The organism is Pseudomonas taetrolens (genome assembly GCF_900475285.1).
Classification (GTDB): Bacteria; Pseudomonadota; Gammaproteobacteria; order Pseudomonadales; family Pseudomonadaceae; genus Aquipseudomonas; species Aquipseudomonas taetrolens.
The window spans coordinates 4,533,580-4,553,512 of the sequence record NZ_LS483370.1; the positions used below are offsets into that span (position 1 = coordinate 4,533,580).

Consider the following 19,933-nt stretch of genomic DNA (forward strand, 5'->3'; position numbering starts at 1 on the left):
ATGTTCGGTATCAGCTTCAGTGAACTGCTGCTCGTCGGCCTCGTGGCCCTGCTGGTGCTCGGTCCAGAGCGCTTGCCAGGCGCCGCGCGAACCGCGGGGCTGTGGGTCGGGCGCTTGAAACGCAGTTTCAATGCGATCAAACAGGAAGTTGAACGTGAAATCGGCGCTGACGAAATTCGTCGGCAGCTGCACAACGAACACATCATGTCGATGGAAGAGGAAGCCAAGAAGATCCTGGCGCCTCTGCACGACGTCGTAAAGCCGCCAGTCACGCCGCCAGTTGCCCCTGCAACTGCGGTCGAGCCGGCCAGCCCTGCGCCCGTGAGCCTGACCAAGCCCCCATCCGACCCTGCGCCTCAACCGGCAGCGCCACACGACTCAACCCTGCCACCGCGAGCCCCTTAAGCGCATGAGCGACATCCCCAGAAACGAGAAGCCCGAAGACGACCAGCCAATGCCGCTGGTTTCGCACTTGACTGAACTGCGTACCCGTCTGTTGCGCTGCATCGCGGCAATTTTCCTGATCTTCGCCGGGCTGTTCGCCTTCACGCAGCAGATCTACACCCTGGTTTCCACACCATTGCGTGAATATCTGCCCGTGGGTGCCACGATGATCGCTACTGACGTGGCTTCGCCGTTCCTCACTCCGCTCAAGCTGACCATGATGGTCTCGCTGTTTATTGCGATTCCGGTGATCCTGCACCAGATCTGGGGCTTTATCGCTCCGGGCCTGTACAAGCACGAAAAGCGCATTGCCGTGCCGCTGCTGGTCTCCAGTATCTTCCTGTTCTATGCCGGAATGGCCTTTGCCTACTTTCTGGTGTTCCCGCTGGTGTTCAAGTTCTTCGCCGCGGCAACCCCTGAAGGGGTCTCGATGATGACCGACATCAGCAGCTACCTTGATTTCGTCATGACCCTGTTTTTTGCGTTCGGCGTGGCCTTTGAGATCCCGGTCGCGGTGGTTCTGCTGGTATGGATCGGCATTGTCGATGTCAAATACCTGCGCAAGATCCGACCGTACGTGATCATCGGCTGCTTCGTGATCGGCATGATCCTGACCCCGCCGGACATCTTTTCCCAGACCCTGCTGGCGATCCCGATGTGGATGCTGTTTGAAATCGGCATTCTGTTTGGCAGCTTGATCAGCAAGCGTGGCGACCACCCTGACGATCAACCGGCTGACAGCGACAACAATGCCCAACCGCCAGCGCCACACGCGTGAACCTGCTGCTCCTCGAAGAGGCTGATTTCATCGCTGCCGACCGCGTGATCCTGCGCGATCGGCGCCTGACTCACATGCAGGAGGTTCACCGGGCCGCCATTGGCGACAGTCTGCGGGTGGGCCGTATCGGCGGGTTGATGGGCAGTGCCGAACTGGTGCGCCTTGAACCCCGGGAAGCCGAGCTTAAAATCCTCAGTCTTGACCAGCCACCGCCGGAAAAACTGCCCCTCACGCTGTTGCTCGCCCTGCCGCGCCCGAAAATGCTGCGCCGGGTTCTGCAAACCGTAGCGTCGATGGGTGTGCCTCAAGTGGTGCTGGTAAACAGTTACCGGGTCGAGAAGAGCTTCTGGCAAACCCCGTTCCTGGAGCCCGAAGCCATTCGTGAACAGTTGATTCTGGGCCTGGAACAGTCACGCGACAGCGTATTGCCTGAGATCATTATCGAAAAGCGCTTCAAACCGTTCGTCGAAGACCGACTGCCAGCTCTGGTGGAAGGCACGCTGGGCCTGGTTGGCCATCCTGGTGATTATCCGGCCTGCCCCCGCGGGCTGAGTGAGGCGGTGACACTGGCCATCGGCCCTGAAGGCGGCTGGATCCCTTATGAAATCGATCTGCTGACCAAGGCTGGCTTGCAGCCGGTTCAACTGGGTGCTCGCATCCTGAGGGTTGAAACCGCCGTTACCGCCCTGCTCGCCCGCCTGTTCTAGCCTTCCCGGAATCTGTAGCCGCTGCAGCAGGGTGCGATACCTGCGGCAGCGGCTACATTTGACCTGCGTCACACATTCCGTCACTGCTCTACAGTTCCTGTCTGCCGCGCCGATGCCCTGATACCCCACTAAAGACCGAGAAGCACAGGCGATCGGGTTATTTCAGGAGCATCATCATGTACCGCTGGCTGGCTCAGTTTCTCGGCAACATAAGCGTCAATCGTAAGCTCAGCCTGGGCTTCGGTCTGGTATTGATATTGACCTTGCTGATCACCGCAACCGGCTGGAATGGCCTGGTTTCAGTGATCGACCGGGGCAACAAGCTGGCGACCATTTCGACCATCACCGCCCTGACCAAAGACCTGCGCATTGCCCGTTTTACCTATGAGCGACAACCCACGCCAGACACGCAACGCGAAGTGAATAACCGCCTGGGCGAGTTGGACGCCGCACTGGAGGTGTCGCGCAAACAACTGGTCACACCTGAGGATATCGTGCTGGTGCAGCAGCAACTGAACGCTGTCACCGACTACCGCCGTGCTTTTGCCGACATGCACCAGGGCGCTCAGAGCCAAGCTCAAGCATTTGAGCGCATGCAGCAGCAGGGCAATGTCCTGATCGACTTGAGCCAGAAGCTCTCGACGTTGCAAATGGTTAAGCGCAACCAGGACAGCCAGCAAGCCAAAACTCTGCTGATCAGTTGTGCGGTGCTGGCACTGCTGATCGGGATCATGGCCGCCTGGGCCATTACCCGCCAGATCGTCATCCCGCTGCAGCGCACGCTGAAGACCGTTGAATACATTGCGGCAGGTGACCTTACTCATAACACCCAAACCGACCGCAGCGACGAGCTGGGCCAGCTGCAGCAGGCTATTCAGCGAATGACCGAGAGTCTGCGCGAGTTGATTGGCGGCATAAGCGATGGCATCACTCAAATTGCCAGTGCTGCCGAAGAGCTGTCAGCGGTCACCGAGCAAACCAGTGCCGGGGTAAACAGCCAGAAAGTCGAAACCGATCAGGTGGCGACCGCCATGCACGAAATGGCCGCAACGGTGCAGGAAGTGGCACGTAACGCAGAAGAAGCCCGCGAAGCTGCATTCGCCGCCGACCAGCAAGCTCGCGAAGGCGACAAAGTCGTCGGGGAAGCCATCGCCCAGATCGAAAAACTGGCCCTGGAAGTGGGCCATTCAACCGAAGCCATGGGCCATCTCAAGCGCGAAAGCGACAAGATTGGCAGCGTGCTCGACGTGATCAAATCGGTCGCCCAGCAAACCAACCTGCTGGCGCTCAACGCGGCCATCGAAGCAGCACGGGCCGGCGAAGCCGGCCGGGGATTTGCCGTGGTTGCCGATGAAGTGCGTAGCCTGGCGCAACGTACCCAGAAGTCCACCGAAGAGATTGAAGAGCTCATCGAAGGTTTACAAAGCGGCACCCTGCAAGTGTCCAGCAGCATGGACAGCAGCCGCCTGCTGACCGATAACAGCGTCGAACTCACCCGCCGCGCAGGTGAATCGCTGAGCAACATTACCCGCACCGTGTCGACCATTCAGGGGATGAACCAGCAAATCGCGGCAGCTGCCGAGCAACAAAGTGCGGTAGCGGAAGAGATCAACCGCAGCGTGATTAACGTGCGTGACGTATCAGAACAGACCGCCGCTGCCAGCGAAGAAACCGCAGCGTCCAGCATCGAGCTGGCACGACTGGGTACGCATTTGCAGACACTGGTGGGGCGTTTCAAGGTTTGATCATCACCCTGTAGGCGCGAGCAGGCTCGCGCCTACAGGGGGTTTTACAGTACCTGACGCAAGAACGCCTGGGCACGCAGGTCTTTAGGTGAGTTGAAGAAGTCCTCCGGCGCAGAGTCTTCCAGCAACTTGCCATGATCAAAGAACAGAACGCGGTTCGCCACTTCCCGGGCAAAGCCCATTTCGTGGGTCACACAGACCATGGTCATGCCTTCGCGGGCCAGGGTCTTCATCACGTCCAGCACTTCGCCCACCATCTCCGGGTCGAGCGCCGAGGTGGGTTCGTCAAACAACATCACCTTGGGCTCCATCGCCAGCGCCCGGGCAATCGCCACACGCTGCTGTTGCCCACCCGAAAGGCGCGACGGGTATTCATTGGCTTTCTGCCCGATACCCACCTTTTCCAGCAAGGCCCGGGCCTTGGCCTCACGCTCAGTCTTATTTCGCTTGCGCACGACCTTCTGTGCCAGACACAGGTTTTCAAGCACGGTCATGTGCGGGAACAGGTTGAAATGCTGGAACACCATACCGACTTCACGCCGATAGGCGTTGACGTCGGTTTTCGGGTTGGCCAGGTCGACACCGTCGATGCTGACCGAGCCGGAATCGAATTCTTCCAGGCCATTGAGGCAGCGTAAAAAGGTCGATTTACCCGAGCCCGACGGCCCAATCACCACCAGGACTTCGCCTTTGGCGACAGTGGTGCTGACGTTGTCGACGGCACGGACAACCTGCCCACGGGTATCGAAGACTTTTACCAGTTCGCGAACTTCAATCACTTTGTGCAAGCCTCCGCTCAAGCCGGCTGGCCAAATGCGACAGCGGCAGGTTGATCAACAGGTACAGGCCCGCCACGCAGAACAGAATTTCGAACGGCGAAAACGAGGTGGTGATGACTTCGCGGCCACTTTTCAGCAGCTCGGTAATGGCGATTACCGACACCAGCGAGGTGTCTTTGACCAGGCTGATAAACTGCCCGGCCAACGGTGGCAGCACACGCTTGAAGGCTTGCGGCAGTACAACGTAGCGCATCGACTGGCTGGCGTTGAGGCCCAGCGAGCGTGCCGCTTCGTTTTGTCCGCGAGCAATGGACTGCACGCCCGAACGCACGATCTCGGCCACATACGCCCCGGTGAACAACGACAGCGCGGCAATGCCGGCAAATTCGCGGGACAGGTTGAGTACGGTGCCAATAAAGAAGTAGAAGATGAAAATCTGCACCAGCAGCGGCGTCCCGCGCACCAGTTCGACGTACAGTGTCGACAGGTCGCGCAGGGTCGGATTATTCGACAACCGGCACAGGCCTGTGGCCAATCCGATGATCAAACCCAGGATCCCGGACACCAACGACAACCAGACGGTCGTCCACAAGCCTAAAAGTAACGGCCCTGCGGCCCAATGCCGGTTAACGCCAACCACATCGCCTTCGTCCACATCGTCGCCTTCAGCCAGCTGCAGACTGTTGTCGGCAACGGTCAGGCGCTGCTCGCTGCCATCATCGGCGCGCAGCACGACTTCGGCGTTGTCGCCTTTGCGTACCAGCTCAATGACCGTCGAGGTTTCAGCGGCTCGCTGGGCTTCTTCAGCCTGATAGGCGAAGTACTGCGGAACACGGTTCCAGCGCCATTCGTATGACATGAGGGAGGTGGCGTAATACAACGCACCTGCCAGACCGATCAGCACCAGCACGGTCAATACATGCCATGGCCACTGGGCTTTTTTTTGTTTTATCACTTTGCAATATTTCCGTAGAGGTCAGCGCGGACGGCTTTATGTAGCCGCTGCCGCAGGCTGCGATGGACTGCAAAGCAGTCCTGAAATCTTGAAGGTCCTGCGGGCCTTATCGCAGCCTGCGGCAGCGGCTACAGGGAATCGCACTTACTCCATGTCTTTGAGCCAGGCGGTGTCCTTGAACCACTTGTCATGGATGCGATCGTAAGTACCGTCTTCGTGGATCTGGTGCAGGAAGTTATTGATGAAGTTGATGCTGTCGTAGTCGCCTTTCTTCAGACCAAAAGCCAGCGGCTCGTAGGTGAAGGGCTTGTCGAGGAACACCAGTTTTCCGTTGCCGAACTTGTTCACGGCAACAACGTTGTAAGGTGCGTCGTAGACGAAAGCATCAGCCTTGCCATTGACCACATCCAGCACGCCTTCTGGCTCATTGTCATAGCCGTGGTATTGAGCTTTGGACATCAGCTTGCGGGCGATCATCTCACCCGTGGTGCCGATCTTCGACGTCAGGCGGTATTGCGGGTCATTGAGGTCTTTGTAGGACTTGATCTTGCCTTCAAGCTCCTTGCGAATCAGCAAGGTCTGACCGACGACGATGAAGGGTTCGCTGAAGTTCAGGCGCAGGTTGCGTTCCTGGGTCAGGGTCATGCCGCTGCCGATCATGTCGAACTTGTTGGTCATCAAGGCGGGAATGATGCCGTCATAACCGGTGGAAACCATTTCCAGCTTAACGCCCATGGACTTGGCCATGGCCTTGAGCAGGTCGACTTCGAAACCGATGATCTGGCCGCGCTTGTTAGTCATCTCGAAGGGCATGTAGGTCGGGTCCATGCCCACCTTCAACGTGCCGCGCTTGACCGCGTCATCAATGGCGCCAGCATGGGCTGCGTTAACCGCCAATAGTGCAGTGACACCGAACAGCAGTTTCGATAGAAACTTCTTCATCATCAACTCCCCTGAACCTACTCAATAAAGGCATTGACCTGCGGCGGACTCAATACTGAAAGCCAGCACAGCCGGGCACTCACCCATTCGGAGACGGATGCTAACTCACTGAAGGGTTATGAGACGAGTTTTGCGATGGAAAAGCACGGCAGGCGGGGGTAACAGCGTCCTCATCGCGAAAACGCTCGCTCCTGCAGGTGATTCAATCACTCTGCAGAAGCGAGCGTGCTCGCGATAGGGATCAGGCAGCAGGTTTCAATGGCAGCAGTGGCGCGTGAGGGTCTGCGGCCACTGATTCACGCCAGGCGTTCAACCAGTCTTCGTGCCCCTCGTTCCACACCAGCGCGTGCAAGCGTGCCAACGCAACAGGGTCACTCAGCAGTGCCATGCGCAGGTTATTGTCGATCGCTTTGGGCCCCAGCTTGAGGGCCTGACGTACGCGCTCGGCGCGCAGCCACTCAATCGGCTCGGCTTCGCGGTGACGCGAGGTCGCCAGGGCACAGGCCAGGGCGTTCTGCTGCGGATCAACCACGGCCCGGACAAAACCGTCGTTGAGTGCGCGGTAACGGTTCTCGTAGGTGTATTCAGCGGTGGCTGACAATTCACGTGGCGGCGCGTATTCCTCAGGAATCAGGAACAGGCTTTCGTCGCGGGACTTGAGGCCCAGCTTGACCCGGCTGGAGATCACTGACACCGGAATCGACAGCATCAGCGAACCGACAATCGGCACCAGCCACCACAGGAAGCTTGGGTTCAACCACAACACCAACGCAGCCCAGGCCGCACCCAGCAGGGTTTGCGGACCATGGCGCCGTATGGCTTCGCTCCACGGGGTGGAGTCGTCGTCACGTTGTGGTGAGTTCCAGGTTGCCGCCCAGCCGAGGAATGCAGCCAGTACGAAGCGGGTGTGGAAGATCATGCGCACCGGTGCCAGCAGCATCGAGAACAGCATTTCCAGCAACATCGACAACGTGACCTTGAACTTGCCACCGAACGCCTTGGCGCCCTTGGTCCAGATCAGAATGATGCTGAGCAATTTAGGCAGGAACAGCAGCACGATGGTCGTCGAGAACAAGGCAACGGCTTTTTCCGGATGCCATTGTGGCCACAGCGGATAAAGCTGACGAGGTTCCATGAAGTATTGCGGCTCCATCAGCGTATTGACCGCCAGCAGGGCCGTCGACAGCAGCAGGAAGAAGAACCACAACGGCGCCGAGAGATACGACATGACGCCGGTCAGGAACACCGCACGGTGCACCGGGTGCATGCCTTTAACCAGGAACAGGCGGAAGTTCATCAAGTTGCCGTGGCACCAGCGACGGTCACGCTTGAGTTCGTCCAGCAGGTTCGGCGGCAGTTCTTCATAGCTGCCCGGCAGGTCGTAGGCAATCCACACGCCCCAACCGGCACGGCGCATCAACGCGGCTTCAACGAAGTCGTGAGACAGAATCGCACCCGCAAATGCACCTTTGCCAGGCAACGGCGCCAGGGCGCAGTGCTCGATAAACGGTTTCATCCGGATGATCGCGTTGTGGCCCCAGTAGTGGGATTCACCCAACTGCCAGAAGTGCAGACCCGCGGTAAACAGTGGCCCGTAGACCCGGGTGGCGAACTGCTGCATGCGCGCATACAGCGTATCCATGCCCGACGCACGTGGCGCGGTCTGGATGATGCCGGCGTCTGGTGTGGCTTCCATCAGGCGCACCAGGCTGGTCAGGCACTCGCCGCTCATGACGCTGTCGGCGTCCAGCACCACCATGTACTTGTAATCGCCGCCCCAGCGACGGCAAAAGTCGTCGAGGTTGCCACTTTTACGTTTCACCCGGCGACGGCGACGACGATAGAAGATCCGGCCGAAGCCTTCTGTTTCGCGACACACATCCAGCCAGGCCTGCTGCTCGGCGACACAAATATCGGGGTCGTTACTGTCACTGAGGACGAAGAAGTCGAAGCGATCCAGGTCACCCGTGGCCGCAACCGATTCGTACGTGGCACGCAAGCCCGCAAATACGCGGGTCACGTCTTCATTACAGATCGGCATTACCAACGCGGTACGTGCTTGTTCCGGGATCGGCTCGTTGCCCGCGCTGGCACCGGAAATCCGGTACTTGTCGTGGCCGGTGAGCAACTCCAGGAAGCCCATGAGGGCTGTCCAGAAACCCGCCGACACCCAGCAAAACAGAATTCCGAACAGGATCAGGATGCTGGTCTGCAAGGCATAGGGCAGTACTTGCTGTGCGGTTTGCATCAACGGCTGGTGCATGATCTCTTCGAGATCGACGAACGACCAGCCCTGGTACGGCATGATGCCTTTCATGTACCAGCCCGCGACGATGGTCTGACCAAGCATCAGCACCAACAGGATGTAGCGGCGTATCGACCCCACCGTGCGCCAGCGCGCATGCGGCAGCACACGCTCGTCAATTTTGGGAGCCGGGGGATTGCTGCGCCCGGTCAGGCGCCGCCAGCCACGAACCAGAATATTGGTTCGCCAAGGCTCGGGCACCACTTTGGTGCGCCGAATCGGTGGCGTCGCCTTGAGCATCACGCGGCCGCTGGCATCGAGGCCAAGCATTTCTGCTTCCTCCAGCTCCGCAGCCGAGCTGAGGTTCAGACGCGTGCCGACCGAGGCCTGGGCGGCCTCTTGGGCATCAGTGTCCGCTTGCGCCGACAACCTCGCGTGCAGCTCGGCGAACGACTCACAGCTCGCCAACTCGGCGCGTTGCTCATCGCTCAACGGCAAATGCGCCAAGTACTCGTCAAGCGAGACTGACGGAACGTTAATATTACTCATCGGCTGGCAACTGGTAGCTCCAGGTTTCGGTCAACACTTTCTCAGTCTTCACCGGTTCTGGCGTGGCAGGGGTCGCTTCGGCTGCAGGTTTGTTTGCGTCCTTGGCCGCGTGTGCTTTCTTCTCCTGAGCCTTGGCCGCGGCTTTTTCAGCCTTAGTCAGCGCTGCAGGTTTTGGTGCTGGCGTTACGACGTCTTGAACCAATGCTGCGCGCAACTCGGTGGACTTGCTCGGGTCCTTGAGCTTCAGGCGCAAGGTCAAACGCCAGCCCTTGGTAACAGGGTTGTAGCGCACGTTGTTTTCAACCAGTTCGGCGTTGTCACCCACGCTGACCTGGCTGCGCACCGGCGCATCTTCAGGCAAGGCCTTGAGCGAAGGACCTTCGAAGTCGATCAGGTAAGCCACGCTGCCATCTGGCTGGCGAATCAGGTTGGACTGTTTGACATCACCGGTGGAACGCAGGGTTTGTTTGACCCAGGCGCTGTCAGTCGGGTGCAGCGCCGCTTCGTCCAGCGTCCAGTGCAGACGGTAGGCAAAGTCAACTGGCTTGCCGGGCTCCGGCAACGTGTCCGGGCTCCAGAACGCAACGATGTTGTCGTTGGTCTCATCTGCGGTCGGAATCTCTACCAGGTCAACGGAGCCTTTGCCCCAATCACCTTGTGGCTCGATCCAGGCACTCGGGCGCTTGTCGTAGCGGTCATCGAGGTCTTCGTAGTGGCTGAAGTCACGACCACGTTGCAGCAAGCCAAAGCCGCGCGGGTTTTCAACCGAGAAGTTGCTCACCGACAAGTGTTTCGGGTTGTTCAATGGACGCCAGATCCACTCGCCGTTGCCGGCGTGAATCGCCAGGCCCGACGAATCGTGCAGTTCGCGGCGGTAATTCAGCACTTTGGACGGCTGATTGGCTCCGAACAGGTACATGCTCGTCAGCGGCGCGATGCCCAGTTTGGTCACCTTGTCGCGCAGGAACAATTGCGATTTGACATCAACCACCGTGTCCAGACCCGGACGCAAGGTGAAACGATAGGCGCCAGTGGCACGAGGCGAATCCAGCAAGGCGAAGATCACCAGATGCTTGTCACCTGCCTTTGGACGCTCGATCCAGAACTCGGTGAAACGCGGGAACTCTTCGCCCGAGGGCAAAGCAGTATCGATCGCCATGCCGCGTGCCGACAGGCCGTAGGTTTGACCTTTGCCGATTACGCGGAAATAGCTCGCGCCCAGCATAGTCATGATCTCGTCCTGCTTGTCCGCCTTGTTGATCGGATACAGCACGCGGAAACCGGCCCAGCCGAGGTTTTCGGTCACTTTAGGATCGAACTGAACGTCACCGAAATCAAAACGACTTGAGTCGTACTTGATTTCTTCCACCTTGGTGGCGGTCACTTCGTTGATTTTTACCGGCGTGTCGAAATGCATGCCCTGGTGATAGAAGGACAGCTTGAAAGGTGTCTTTTGATCCGCCCACTGGGCCTTGTCGCCGATAAAACGGATTTTTTGATAATCCGCGAATTTCATGTCGCGGAATTCTTTAGGCAAATTACTGCGTGGGGCTTGGTACTTCTGTTCGGCGAGGGTTTTCGCCTCAGCCGCCACGTCATCCAGACTAAATGCCCACAGTTGACCCGCACCGAACAAACAAAAGAGCGCAGAGCCCGTCACCAGTGCATTACGCAACCGCTTGGCAGACATTTTTGGTGCATTAATTGGACTAACAATCACGAGCAAACCTCGCCGAATACAGATGATGAAACCAACGGCCAGCGATCTACATGCCGGGTTGGCGAGCACTGTTCCGACAGCCGAAGGAATAAATGATTCCCCTGACGTGCCGGATAGGTCTCTGTGTAACGCGAGATTATCTAGTAGGCCGCGCTACAACGCATCCACTGTCCGTAAGTATTTCATGTGAAAACCCCCTGTTTTCGGACGAAAACACGGTATTTCTGGGTATTAGGTTTGTAACATAAAAGTCACGGGGCCATCATTCACCAAATGCACCTGCATATCGGCCCCAAAACGCCCTGATTCGACCCGTGGATGCAGGCGCTTGGCCTCGGTCAACAGGTGGTCAAACAGTGCCTGTGCCAATGCGGGAGGGGCGGCCGTGGAAAAGCTCGGGCGCAAGCCATTTTGAGTGTCGGCTGCCAGAGTGAACTGGGACACCAGCAACAAACCACCGCCGATATCGGCCAGCGACCGGTTCATTTTGCCCTCGGCATCGCTGAACACGCGGTAGTTGAGCAGCTTGTTCAACAACTTGGCTGCATTGGCCTGTGTATCGCCAGGCTCGACGGCCACCAGCACCAGCAGCCCCTGATCGATGGCGCCTACGACCTCCCCCGCCACTTCAACCCGCGCACCCGTCACACGTTGCAGTAAGCCCTTCATGCTTCATCGGGCTGCAGGTTGAGCAGACGACGGGCCATTTGTTCGGTGGCACGCACCAGCGCATCGGTAATTCCCGGCTCAGTCGCGGAGTGACCGGCGTCGCGGATAACCTGCAATTCGCTGTCCGGCCAGGCCTGATGCAGCTCCCATGCGTTGTCCAGCGGGCAAATGACGTCATAGCGACCATGAACAATGACCCCCGGCAAGTGGGCAATCTTGTACATGTCGCGAATCAACTGATTGGGTTCAAGAAACGCACTGTTGGTGAAGTAATGGCATTCGATACGGGCAATCGACAGCGCCCGATGCGACTCGCAAAAGCGGTCGACCACTTGCGGGTTGGGTCGCAGCGTCGCAGTGCGCCCCTCCCACGTCGACCAGGCTTTGGCCGCGTGCATCTGGGCAATCTGGTCATTGCCGGTCAGGCGTTTGTGGAACGCGCCAAGCAAGTCGTGCCGCTCTTCTTCTGGAATCGGTGCCACATAGTCTTGCCAGTAATCCGGGAAAATGCGGCTGGCACCTGCCTGGTAGAACCACTCGATCTCTTGTGGCCGGGACAGAAAAATACCGCGCAGGATCAAGCCGTGAACACGTTCGGGGTGACTTTGCGCATACGCCAATGACAAGGTGGAACCCCATGAACCGCCAAACAGCACCCATTTATCGATGCCCAGATACGAGCGGATGCGCTCCATGTCGGCGACCAGATCCCACGTGGTGTTGCTTTCAAGACTGGCGTGCGGCGTCGACCGCCCGCAACCACGCTGATCGAAGGTGATGATGCGGTACAGGTTGGGATCGAAATAGCAGCGACTATTGGCATCGCATCCCGAACCCGGACCACCGTGAACGAACACCACAGGCAAGCCGTCGGGCGAGCCACTCTCGTCAACGTAAAGCACATGGGGTGCGTCAACTGCCAGCTCATGCCGGGCGTAGGGTTTGATCTGCGGGAACAAGGTTTGCATTACGCACTCCATGGGGCTGGAAAATGTTGCCGTCTGGCATCATAAACCCGATTGGCCCCAATGAGCATGCGCTTAAAAAAGTGTGAATAATTTCACAGGAGCGACCTTGCTCGCGCGGTGGTGGAACGCTGTTTCTCAGGTGTTCCACACGTCTGCCATCGAGCGCACTGGCTCCTGCAAGGGTCAGGCGTGACGTTCGCGGCCCCATTCAATAATCCGTGCCAGCAACTGCTTGAGCACGACTTGGGTCGGTGCGGCCAGGTCTTCGCGGTAAGTGAAAGGCTCTACCTCTTCCATATATGTGCACTGGGCCAGCTCCAGTTGCACCGCATGAATGTTGTCGGCAGGGCTGCCGTAATGACGGGTAATATGGCCACCCTTGAAGCGCCCGTTGAGCACATGGCTGTAGGCCGGGTATCCGGCGCAAATCGCTTCCAGCTCGCTGGCCAGCGCCGGATTGCAGCTGGCACCATTGAACGTGCCCAGGTTGAAGTCCGGCAGCCGACCCTCAAACAGGTGCGGGACGTGGGAGCGGATTGAATGGGCATCGAACAGCAGGGCGTAGCCAAACTCGTCCTTGAGCCGTGCCAGCTCTTGCTGAAGCGTCTGGTGATAGGGCTTCCAGATGTGCTCCAGGTAGGTCGCCCGCTCGGCCGCGGTCGGCACCTGGCCTTCCCGGAACAGCGGCACGCCGTCAAACAGCGTGGCCGGGAACAGCCCCGTAGTCGCTCCTACATACATTGGCGCATCATCTTCGGGCCGATTGAGGTCGATGACGAAGCGCGAATACTCTGCCGCCAGGGTGCTGGCCCCCAGCTCAGCCGCAAACTCATAAAGCCTGGGAATGTGCCAGTCGGTGTCCGGCAGGCTTTGTGCTTCGGGAATCAGCCCGGTTTCAACCGCAGGCGTCAGGCGCAAGCCCGCGTGAGGCATGCTGATCAGCAATGGCACGCGGCCTTGTTTGAATGTCAGAACCTTATCCACAACTTTTTCTCCTAAAGCACTGCGTCCACGCCATTGCGCACGACGCGTTTGTCCAGATCACCACCCAGCCAATACGCCAGATCCGCCGGCCGATCAATGTTCCAGGCCACAAAGTCAGCAACCTTACCGGGTTCCAGCGAGCCATGGGTTTCACCCATGCCCAAGGCAGTAGCAGCGTGCTGGGTCACACCCGCCAGGACTTCTTCGGGGGTCATGCGGAACAGGGTACAGGCCATGTTCATCATCAGACGCAGCGACAACGCCGGCGAAGTACCCGGATTGAGGTCGCTGGCGATAGCGATTTTCACCCCGTGCTTGCGCAAGGCGTCCATCGGCGGCAGTTGGGTTTCACGCAGGAAGTAAAACGCACCGGGCAACAACACGGCCACTGTTCCGGCCTCCGCCATCGCCTGGGCGTCTTCTTCGGTCATGAACTCCAGGTGGTCCGCCGACAACGCCTGATAACGCGCCGCCAGACTGGAGCCGTGCAACGATGACAACTGCTCGGCATGCAGTTTGACCGGTAAGCCCAACTGCTTCGCCACAACAAACACCCGTTCAACCTGAGCAGGTGAAAACGCCAGGTATTCACAGAACGCATCGACCGCGTCCACCAGCCCTTCTGCTGCCAGCGCGGGCAGCATTTCGTGGCAGATGTGATCGATATAATCGTCTGCCCGGTCCTTGTATTCCGGTGGCAGGGCATGAGCTGCCAGGCACGTACTGCGTACCGTCACCGGCAGGGATTCGCCAAGACGACGAATCACCCGCAGGATTTTGCGCTCACTCTCGAGACACAGACCATAACCTGACTTGATCTCGACACTGGTCACACCGTCACGCAACAAACAAATCAAACGCTGACGCGCAGTGGCGAACAGCTCCTCTTCGCTTGCAGCGCGAGTCGCACGCACGGTGCTGGCAATCCCTCCCCCGGCCGCAGAGATTTCGGCATAGCTCACCCCTTGCAGGCGCTGCTCGAATTCGCCGCTACGATTGCCGCCAAACACCGTATGCGTGTGGCAATCGATCAGCCCCGGCGTCACCCACGCGCCCTCCAGGCCATAAACCTGGCCATATTCGTCCTCGGGTAACTGTAAACGCGGGCCAATCCACTCAATGTATTCATCACGGGTGACGATGGCCGCATCCTCGATAATCGAGTAAGCGCCATTGGCCATGGTTGCGACATTGCAGTGCTGCCAAAGGGTTTTCATTGCATCACTCCGTACAGGATCAAATACTCAGGAAAGCTCGGCAGCCACTTTAACCGCCCGTCCGGCCAGCGGCTTGACCCACAACAGATAAGCCACTACCAACAAGCCAATCCAGACTGCACCCACCATCAACGCAGCCTGGGTTTCAGGGAAGTAGCCGAGCACGCCAAAGATAAACACCATAAACGCGATGGCTGCGATCGGCGCATACGGCCAGAACGGAACCGGGAACTTGAGCTCAGCCACTTCTTCGCGGGTCATGGAACGGCGCATGGCCACTTGAGTCACCAGAATCATCAACCACACCCACACGGTGGCGAACGTGGCAATCGAGGCGATGACCAGGAAGATGTTTTCCGGAATCAGGTAGTTCAGCACTACACCGCCCAGCAACGTGGCGCCCATCACCAACACCGTCATCCATGGCACACCGTGCTTGGAGATTTTGGCAAAGCCTTTGGGGGCCTGCCCTTGCTGAGCGAGACCAAACATCATGCGCCCAGCCCCGAAGATGTCGCTGTTGATCGCCGACACGGCCGCCGAGATCACCACGATATTAAGAATGGTGGCCGCAGAGCTGATGCCCAGGCTGTCGAAAATCTGTACAAACGGGCTGCCTTGGCTGCCGATCTGAGTCCATGGGTAAATGGCCATCAACACGAACAGGGTCAGCACATAGAACAGCAGAATCCGCAACGGCACGGCGTTGATCGCCTTGGGGATAACGCGTTGCGGGTCTTTGGCTTCACCCGCGGTAATGCCAATGATTTCAATACCGCCAAACGCAAACATCACCACCGCAAACGAAGCGATCAACCCGCCGACACCATTGGGCAGGAAACCACCGTGAGCCCAGAGGTTGCTGATACCGGTCGCCGCAGCGTCGGTGCTACCCGCCGCACCAATGCCAAACAGCATGATGCCGAAGCCTGCGAGGATCATCGCCACAATTGCGGCAACCTTAAGCAGGGACAGCCAAAACTCCATCTCACCGAAGACTTTGACGCTGCACAGGTTGAGGCCACCGATCAGCAGCACGATGCCCAGCACCCAGATCCAGCGCGAGACCTCAGGGAACCAGAACCCCATGTAAATGCCAAAGGCCGTGATGTCGGCCAGGCACACAATGATCATTTCAAAGGCGTAGGTCCAGCCGAGAATAAAACCTGCCATCGGCCCCAAATACGTCGTGGCGTATTGGCCAAACGATCCTGAGACTGGATTGCGCACGGCCATTTCACCCAGGGCGCGCATCACCATAAAGACCGCCGCACCCCCGATCAGGTACGCCAGTAGCACCGCAGGTCCAGCCATCTGGATGGCAGCGGCTGAACCATAAAAAAGACCCGTTCCGATCGCTGAGCCCAGCGCCATGAAACGAATGTGGCGAGCAGATAACCCGCGTTTCAAACCTTGAGTTTGGCTTTGCATTTCGCGTCCTTAATTATTTTTGTCGGCGAAAACAGACACGCAGAGGGCCGAATGACCCCCTGCGTCTGAGAGTTACAGGCTTGGAAGGATCTGGGCAGGCACCAATGCATTCAGGCAGCGCGAAGCCAGCAACTGAATCGCGGCATCGATATCCGGGGCGAAGAAGCGGTCTTTTTCATAGAACGCGACCTTGCTGCGCAACGTGCTGCGTGCGATTTCAAGCTTGGGCGAGGTTTTCAGGCCATCACGCAAATCCAGCCCCTGGCATGCAGCCAGCCACTCGACAGCCAGCACGCCGCGTACGTTTTCGGCCATTTCCCACAAACGCTTGCCCGCCGCAGGAGCCATCGACACGTGGTCTTCCTGGTTCGCCGACGTAGGAATGCTATCGACGCTGTGTGGGTGCGACAACGCTTTGTTCTCACTGGCCAAGGCCGCGGCGGTCACCTGGGCGATCATAAAGCCGGAGTTGACGCCACCGTTGGCCACCAGAAATGGCGGCAACTGAGACATGTGCTTGTCCATCATCAGCGAAATACGGCGCTCGCTCAGCGAACCGATCTCGGCAATCGCCAGCGCCATGTTGTCGGCAGCCATCGCCACCGGTTCGGCGTGGAAGTTACCGCCAGAAATCACATCGCCCTGCTCGGCAAATACCAGCGGGTTATCCGACACGGCGTTGGCTTCGATACCCAGTACTTCAGCAGCCTGGCGCAATTGGGTCAGGCAGGCACCCATGACTTGTGGCTGGCAACGCAGGGAGTACGGATCTTGTACTTTGTCGCAGTTTTTGTGCGACTCGGAAACTTCACTGCGGGTGCCCAACAGATCACGATAAATCGCTGCCGCGTCGATCTGGCCACGCTGGCCGCGGGCTGCGTGAATGCGCGGATCAAACGGCGAGCGCGAACCCAGCACCGCTTCAACCGTCAAGCCGCCGCACGCCATAGCGGCTGCAAACAGGTCTTCCCCTTCAAACAGGCCACGCAGGGCAAACGCTGTGGACACTTGGGTGCCATTGAGCAGCGCCAGGCCTTCTTTGGCGGCCAGCGTCAGAGGTTGCAAGCCTGCTTGCTTCAAGGCAGTGACGGCATCCAGCCATTCACCTTTGTAGCGCGCCTTGCCTTCGCCCAGCAGCACCAGCGACATATGGGCCAAAGGCGCCAGGTCACCCGAGGCTCCGACGGAGCCCTTGAGCGGGATATGCGGGTAAACCTCGGCGTTGATCAGTGCAATCAGGGCATCGATCACTACCCGGCGAATCCCGGAGAAACCACGGCCCAGGCTGTTGACCTTGAGCACCATGATCAGGCGCACCAGCGCATCGCTGATCGGCTCGCCAATACCGGCGGCATGGGACAGCACCAGCGAACGCTGGAGGTTTTCCAGGTCTTCGCTGGCAATCTTGGTTGATGCCAACAAGCCAAAACCGGTATTGATCCCGTAGGTGGTGCGGTTCTCGGCAAGGATCTGCTCAACGCACGCCACGCTGGCATCGATCTGCGCCGAGGCGCTGTCGTCCAGCGTGAGGGCGACCGGCTGTTGATAAATGTCACGCAGTTGGGCAAGGCTCAATTGGCCGGGAATCAGGTTTAGCTCAAGCACGTTAATACTCCTTCACGCGTTGCGAAATTTTTAAAAACCGTATGTGTAGCCACCGCAGTGCGATAAGGCCCCCAGGGCCTTATCTTTTGAAAGAGCGCGGCCCCTTCGGGCTCGATCGCAGCCTTTGGCAGCGGCTACAAAGGCCTGCAATCAGCCGTTAACCATCGGCAGGTTCAGGCCCTGCTCGTTGGCGCAGTCAATGGCGATGTCGTAGCCGGCATCGGCATGGCGCATCACCCCGGTGGCCGGGTCGTTGTGCAGGACGCGGGCAATGCGTTCGGCCGCTTCGTCGGTGCCATCACACACGATCACCATCCCCGAATGCTGCGAGAAGCCCATGCCAACGCCACCGCCGTGGTGCAGCGAAACCCAGGTCGCGCCGCTCGCGGTGTTGAGCAAGGCGTTGAGCAGCGGCCAGTCGGAGACTGCATCCGAGCCATCCTTCATCGATTCGGTTTCGCGGTTCGGGCTGGACACCGAACCCGAATCCAGGTGGTCGCGACCGATCACGATCGGTGCTTTCAACTCACCGCTGCGTACCATTTCGTTGAACGCCAGGCCGAGCTTGGCGCGCTGACCCAGGCCAACCCAGCAGATACGTGCCGGCAGACCCTGGAAGCTGATGCGCTCGCGGGCCATGTCCAGCCAGTTGTGCAGGTGGGCGTCGTCGGCAATCAGTTCTTTGACCTTGGCGTCGGTTTTGTAAATGTCTTCCGGATCACCCGACAGCGCAACCCAGCGGAACGGGCCTACGCCACGGCAGAACAAGGGACGGATATAAGCCGGTACAAAACCCGGGAAGTCGAAGGCGTTTTCGACGCCGACTTCCTTGGCCATCTGACGGATGTTGTTACCGTAGTCGAAGGTCGGAATACCGGCTTTCTGGAACGCCAGCATGGCTTCGACGTGTTCGCCCATGGAGGCTTTGGCGGCTTTGACCACGGCAGCCGGATCGGTCACGGCGCGGTCGCGGTACTGTTCCCAGGTCCAGCCTTTGGGCAGGTAGCCGTTAAGCGGGTCGTGAGCGCTGGTCTGGTCGGTGACCATGTCCGGACGTACGCCACGGCGGACCATTTCTGGCAGCAATTCGGCAGCATTCCCGCACAGGGCGATAGAAATGGCTTTGCCCTCAGCGGTGTATTTCGCGATACGCGCCAGCGCGTCATCCAGGTCCACGGCTTGTTCGTCGACATAACGGGTCGCCAGACGGAAATCGATGCGACTCTGCTGGCATTCGATGTTCAGCGAGCAGGCACCGGCCAGAGTGGCGGCCAGAGGCTGCGCACCGCCCATGCCACCCAGGCCGGCGGTGAGTACCCATTTGCCCACCAGGCTGCCGTTGTAATGCTGGCGCCCGGCTTCAACGAAGGTCTCGTACGTGCCCTGAACGATGCCCTGGCTACCGATGTAGATCCAACTGCCAGCGGTCATCTGCCCATACATGGCCAGGCCCTTGGCGTCGAGTTCGTTGAAGTGCTCCCACGTGGCCCAGTGTGGCACCAGGTTGGAGTTGGCGATCAGCACACGGGGCGCGTTGCTGTGGGTTTTGAACACACCGACCGGCTTGCCCGACTGCACCAGCAGGGTTTCGTCATCGTTGAGGTTGGTCAGGCTCTCGACAATCTTGTCGTAGCACTCCCAGTTACGCGCCGCGCGACCAATACCGCCATACACCACCAGCTCGGTCGGGTTCTCGGCCACTTGCGGGTCGAGGTTGTTCATCAGCATCCGCAACGGTGCTTCGGTCATCCAGCTCTTGGCGGTGAGCTGGGTGCCGCGTGCTGCACGGATTTCACCGTCACGGTGGCGGGTGAACGCAGCAGGCGATTTTGGGGTAGTTGAAGTCACGGGTAACTCCTCAGCGATGGGCAGATGCGTCAGGCAAAAATGGGCAGACGCACACTTATGTACTTGTACATACAAGCATATGCAAGTAAACGGCCAACCTGATGAATCCGTCAATGAAAATATTGAAAGTCCCGTAAATACAGGCTTTAAACGAAGTGGGGCATTTCTGGGGGAGGACGCGTAAAACGCAAAGTTGTTACTTGATGCGTCTTTTTGGGGCGTTCGGTAACAGGCTGAGGAACAAATCAATCATCTGATCCCACACCTGCAGGCGCGTGCGTGCTCGCGATCAGATCGATGGGGTGTATCAGGCAGATCGCGTCGCCTGCAGGAGCAAGCTCGCCCCT

The 19,933-nt window shown here is 58.8% G+C and carries 16 protein-coding genes; 4 read left to right on the plus strand and 12 right to left on the minus strand.

Translation table 11 applies throughout. From position 1 onward, the window contains the following. The 4 genes from tatB to DQN55_RS20855 all read left to right on the plus strand — a co-directional run bounded on the left by tatB (position 1) and on the right by DQN55_RS20855 (position 3,674). Positions 1-405: a Sec-independent protein translocase protein TatB gene (tatB, locus tag DQN55_RS20840; protein WP_048384070.1), complete on the plus strand. Its 405-nt coding sequence runs from the start codon at positions 1-3 to the stop codon at positions 403-405. 4 nt (positions 406-409) lie between these two features. Beyond that, positions 410-1,222, plus strand: a complete 813-nt coding sequence (tatC, locus tag DQN55_RS20845; protein ID WP_048384072.1) for a twin-arginine translocase subunit TatC — start codon at positions 410-412, stop codon at positions 1,220-1,222. Further along, a complete protein-coding gene (locus DQN55_RS20850; RefSeq protein WP_048384074.1) occupies positions 1,219-1,929 on the plus strand; it encodes a 16S rRNA (uracil(1498)-N(3))-methyltransferase in 711 nt (236 codons plus the stop codon). The genes tatC and DQN55_RS20850 overlap by 4 nt, the downstream gene beginning before the upstream one ends. A 176-nt stretch (positions 1,930-2,105) precedes the next feature. After that, entirely contained in the window at positions 2,106-3,674 is a 1,569-nt protein-coding gene (locus DQN55_RS20855; protein ID WP_048384076.1) for a methyl-accepting chemotaxis protein, read from the plus strand. A 44-nt stretch (positions 3,675-3,718) separates the two neighbouring features. Here the strand turns inward: DQN55_RS20855 and DQN55_RS20860 are convergent, their stop codons facing one another. From DQN55_RS20860 to hutU, 12 genes are all read right to left on the minus strand, one after another. Next, positions 3,719-4,453, minus strand: coding sequence for an amino acid ABC transporter ATP-binding protein (locus tag DQN55_RS20860; RefSeq protein WP_048384103.1), 735 nt, complete (start codon positions 4,451-4,453; stop codon positions 3,719-3,721). Further along, entirely contained in the window at positions 4,446-5,405 is a 960-nt protein-coding gene (locus tag DQN55_RS20865; RefSeq protein WP_408634605.1) for an amino acid ABC transporter permease, read from the minus strand. The genes DQN55_RS20860 and DQN55_RS20865 overlap by 8 nt, the downstream gene beginning before the upstream one ends. A gap of 147 nt (positions 5,406-5,552) precedes the next feature. Further along, on the minus strand, positions 5,553-6,350 hold the full coding sequence (locus DQN55_RS20870) for a transporter substrate-binding domain-containing protein (protein WP_048384080.1): 798 nt from the start codon (positions 6,348-6,350) through the stop codon (positions 5,553-5,555). A 241-nt stretch (positions 6,351-6,591) separates the two neighbouring features. Next, positions 6,592-9,144 carry a glucans biosynthesis glucosyltransferase MdoH gene (mdoH, locus tag DQN55_RS20875; RefSeq protein WP_048384083.1) on the minus strand — a complete coding sequence of 851 codons (2,553 nt, stop codon included), beginning with the start codon at positions 9,142-9,144 and terminating at the stop codon, positions 6,592-6,594. Further along, positions 9,137-10,864, minus strand: a complete 1,728-nt coding sequence (locus DQN55_RS20880; RefSeq protein WP_048384085.1) for a glucan biosynthesis protein G — start codon at positions 10,862-10,864, stop codon at positions 9,137-9,139. Before DQN55_RS20880 ends, mdoH begins: the two co-directional genes overlap by 8 nt. Positions 10,865-11,095: 231 nt before the next feature. Then, positions 11,096-11,533, minus strand: coding sequence for a D-aminoacyl-tRNA deacylase (gene dtd / locus DQN55_RS20885; RefSeq protein ID WP_048384088.1), 438 nt, complete (start codon positions 11,531-11,533; stop codon positions 11,096-11,098). Further along, a complete protein-coding gene (gene pip / locus DQN55_RS20890) occupies positions 11,530-12,501 on the minus strand; it encodes a prolyl aminopeptidase (protein WP_048384090.1) in 972 nt (323 codons plus the stop codon). The genes dtd and pip overlap by 4 nt, the downstream gene beginning before the upstream one ends. 183 nt (positions 12,502-12,684) lie before the next feature. Continuing rightward, positions 12,685-13,485: an N-formylglutamate deformylase gene (gene hutG / locus DQN55_RS20895; RefSeq protein ID WP_048384092.1), complete on the minus strand. Its 801-nt coding sequence runs from the start codon at positions 13,483-13,485 to the stop codon at positions 12,685-12,687. Positions 13,486-13,496: 11 nt separating this feature from the next. Further along, on the minus strand, positions 13,497-14,702 hold the full coding sequence (gene hutI, locus DQN55_RS20900; RefSeq protein ID WP_048384094.1) for an imidazolonepropionase: 1,206 nt from the start codon (positions 14,700-14,702) through the stop codon (positions 13,497-13,499). A 27-nt stretch (positions 14,703-14,729) separates the two neighbouring features. Beyond that, the gene (locus DQN55_RS20905) at positions 14,730-16,133 is read right to left on the minus strand and encodes an amino acid permease (protein WP_048384096.1); all 1,404 of its coding nucleotides are present in this window, start codon (positions 16,131-16,133) and stop codon (positions 14,730-14,732) included. Positions 16,134-16,205: 72 nt separating this feature from the next. Beyond that, positions 16,206-17,738 carry a histidine ammonia-lyase gene (gene hutH / locus DQN55_RS20910; protein ID WP_048384099.1) on the minus strand — a complete coding sequence of 511 codons (1,533 nt, stop codon included), beginning with the start codon at positions 17,736-17,738 and terminating at the stop codon, positions 16,206-16,208. A gap of 150 nt (positions 17,739-17,888) precedes the next feature. Further along, positions 17,889-19,586, minus strand: coding sequence for a urocanate hydratase (gene hutU / locus DQN55_RS20915; protein ID WP_074703062.1), 1,698 nt, complete (start codon positions 19,584-19,586; stop codon positions 17,889-17,891). Between the last annotated feature and the right edge of the window lie 347 nt (positions 19,587-19,933).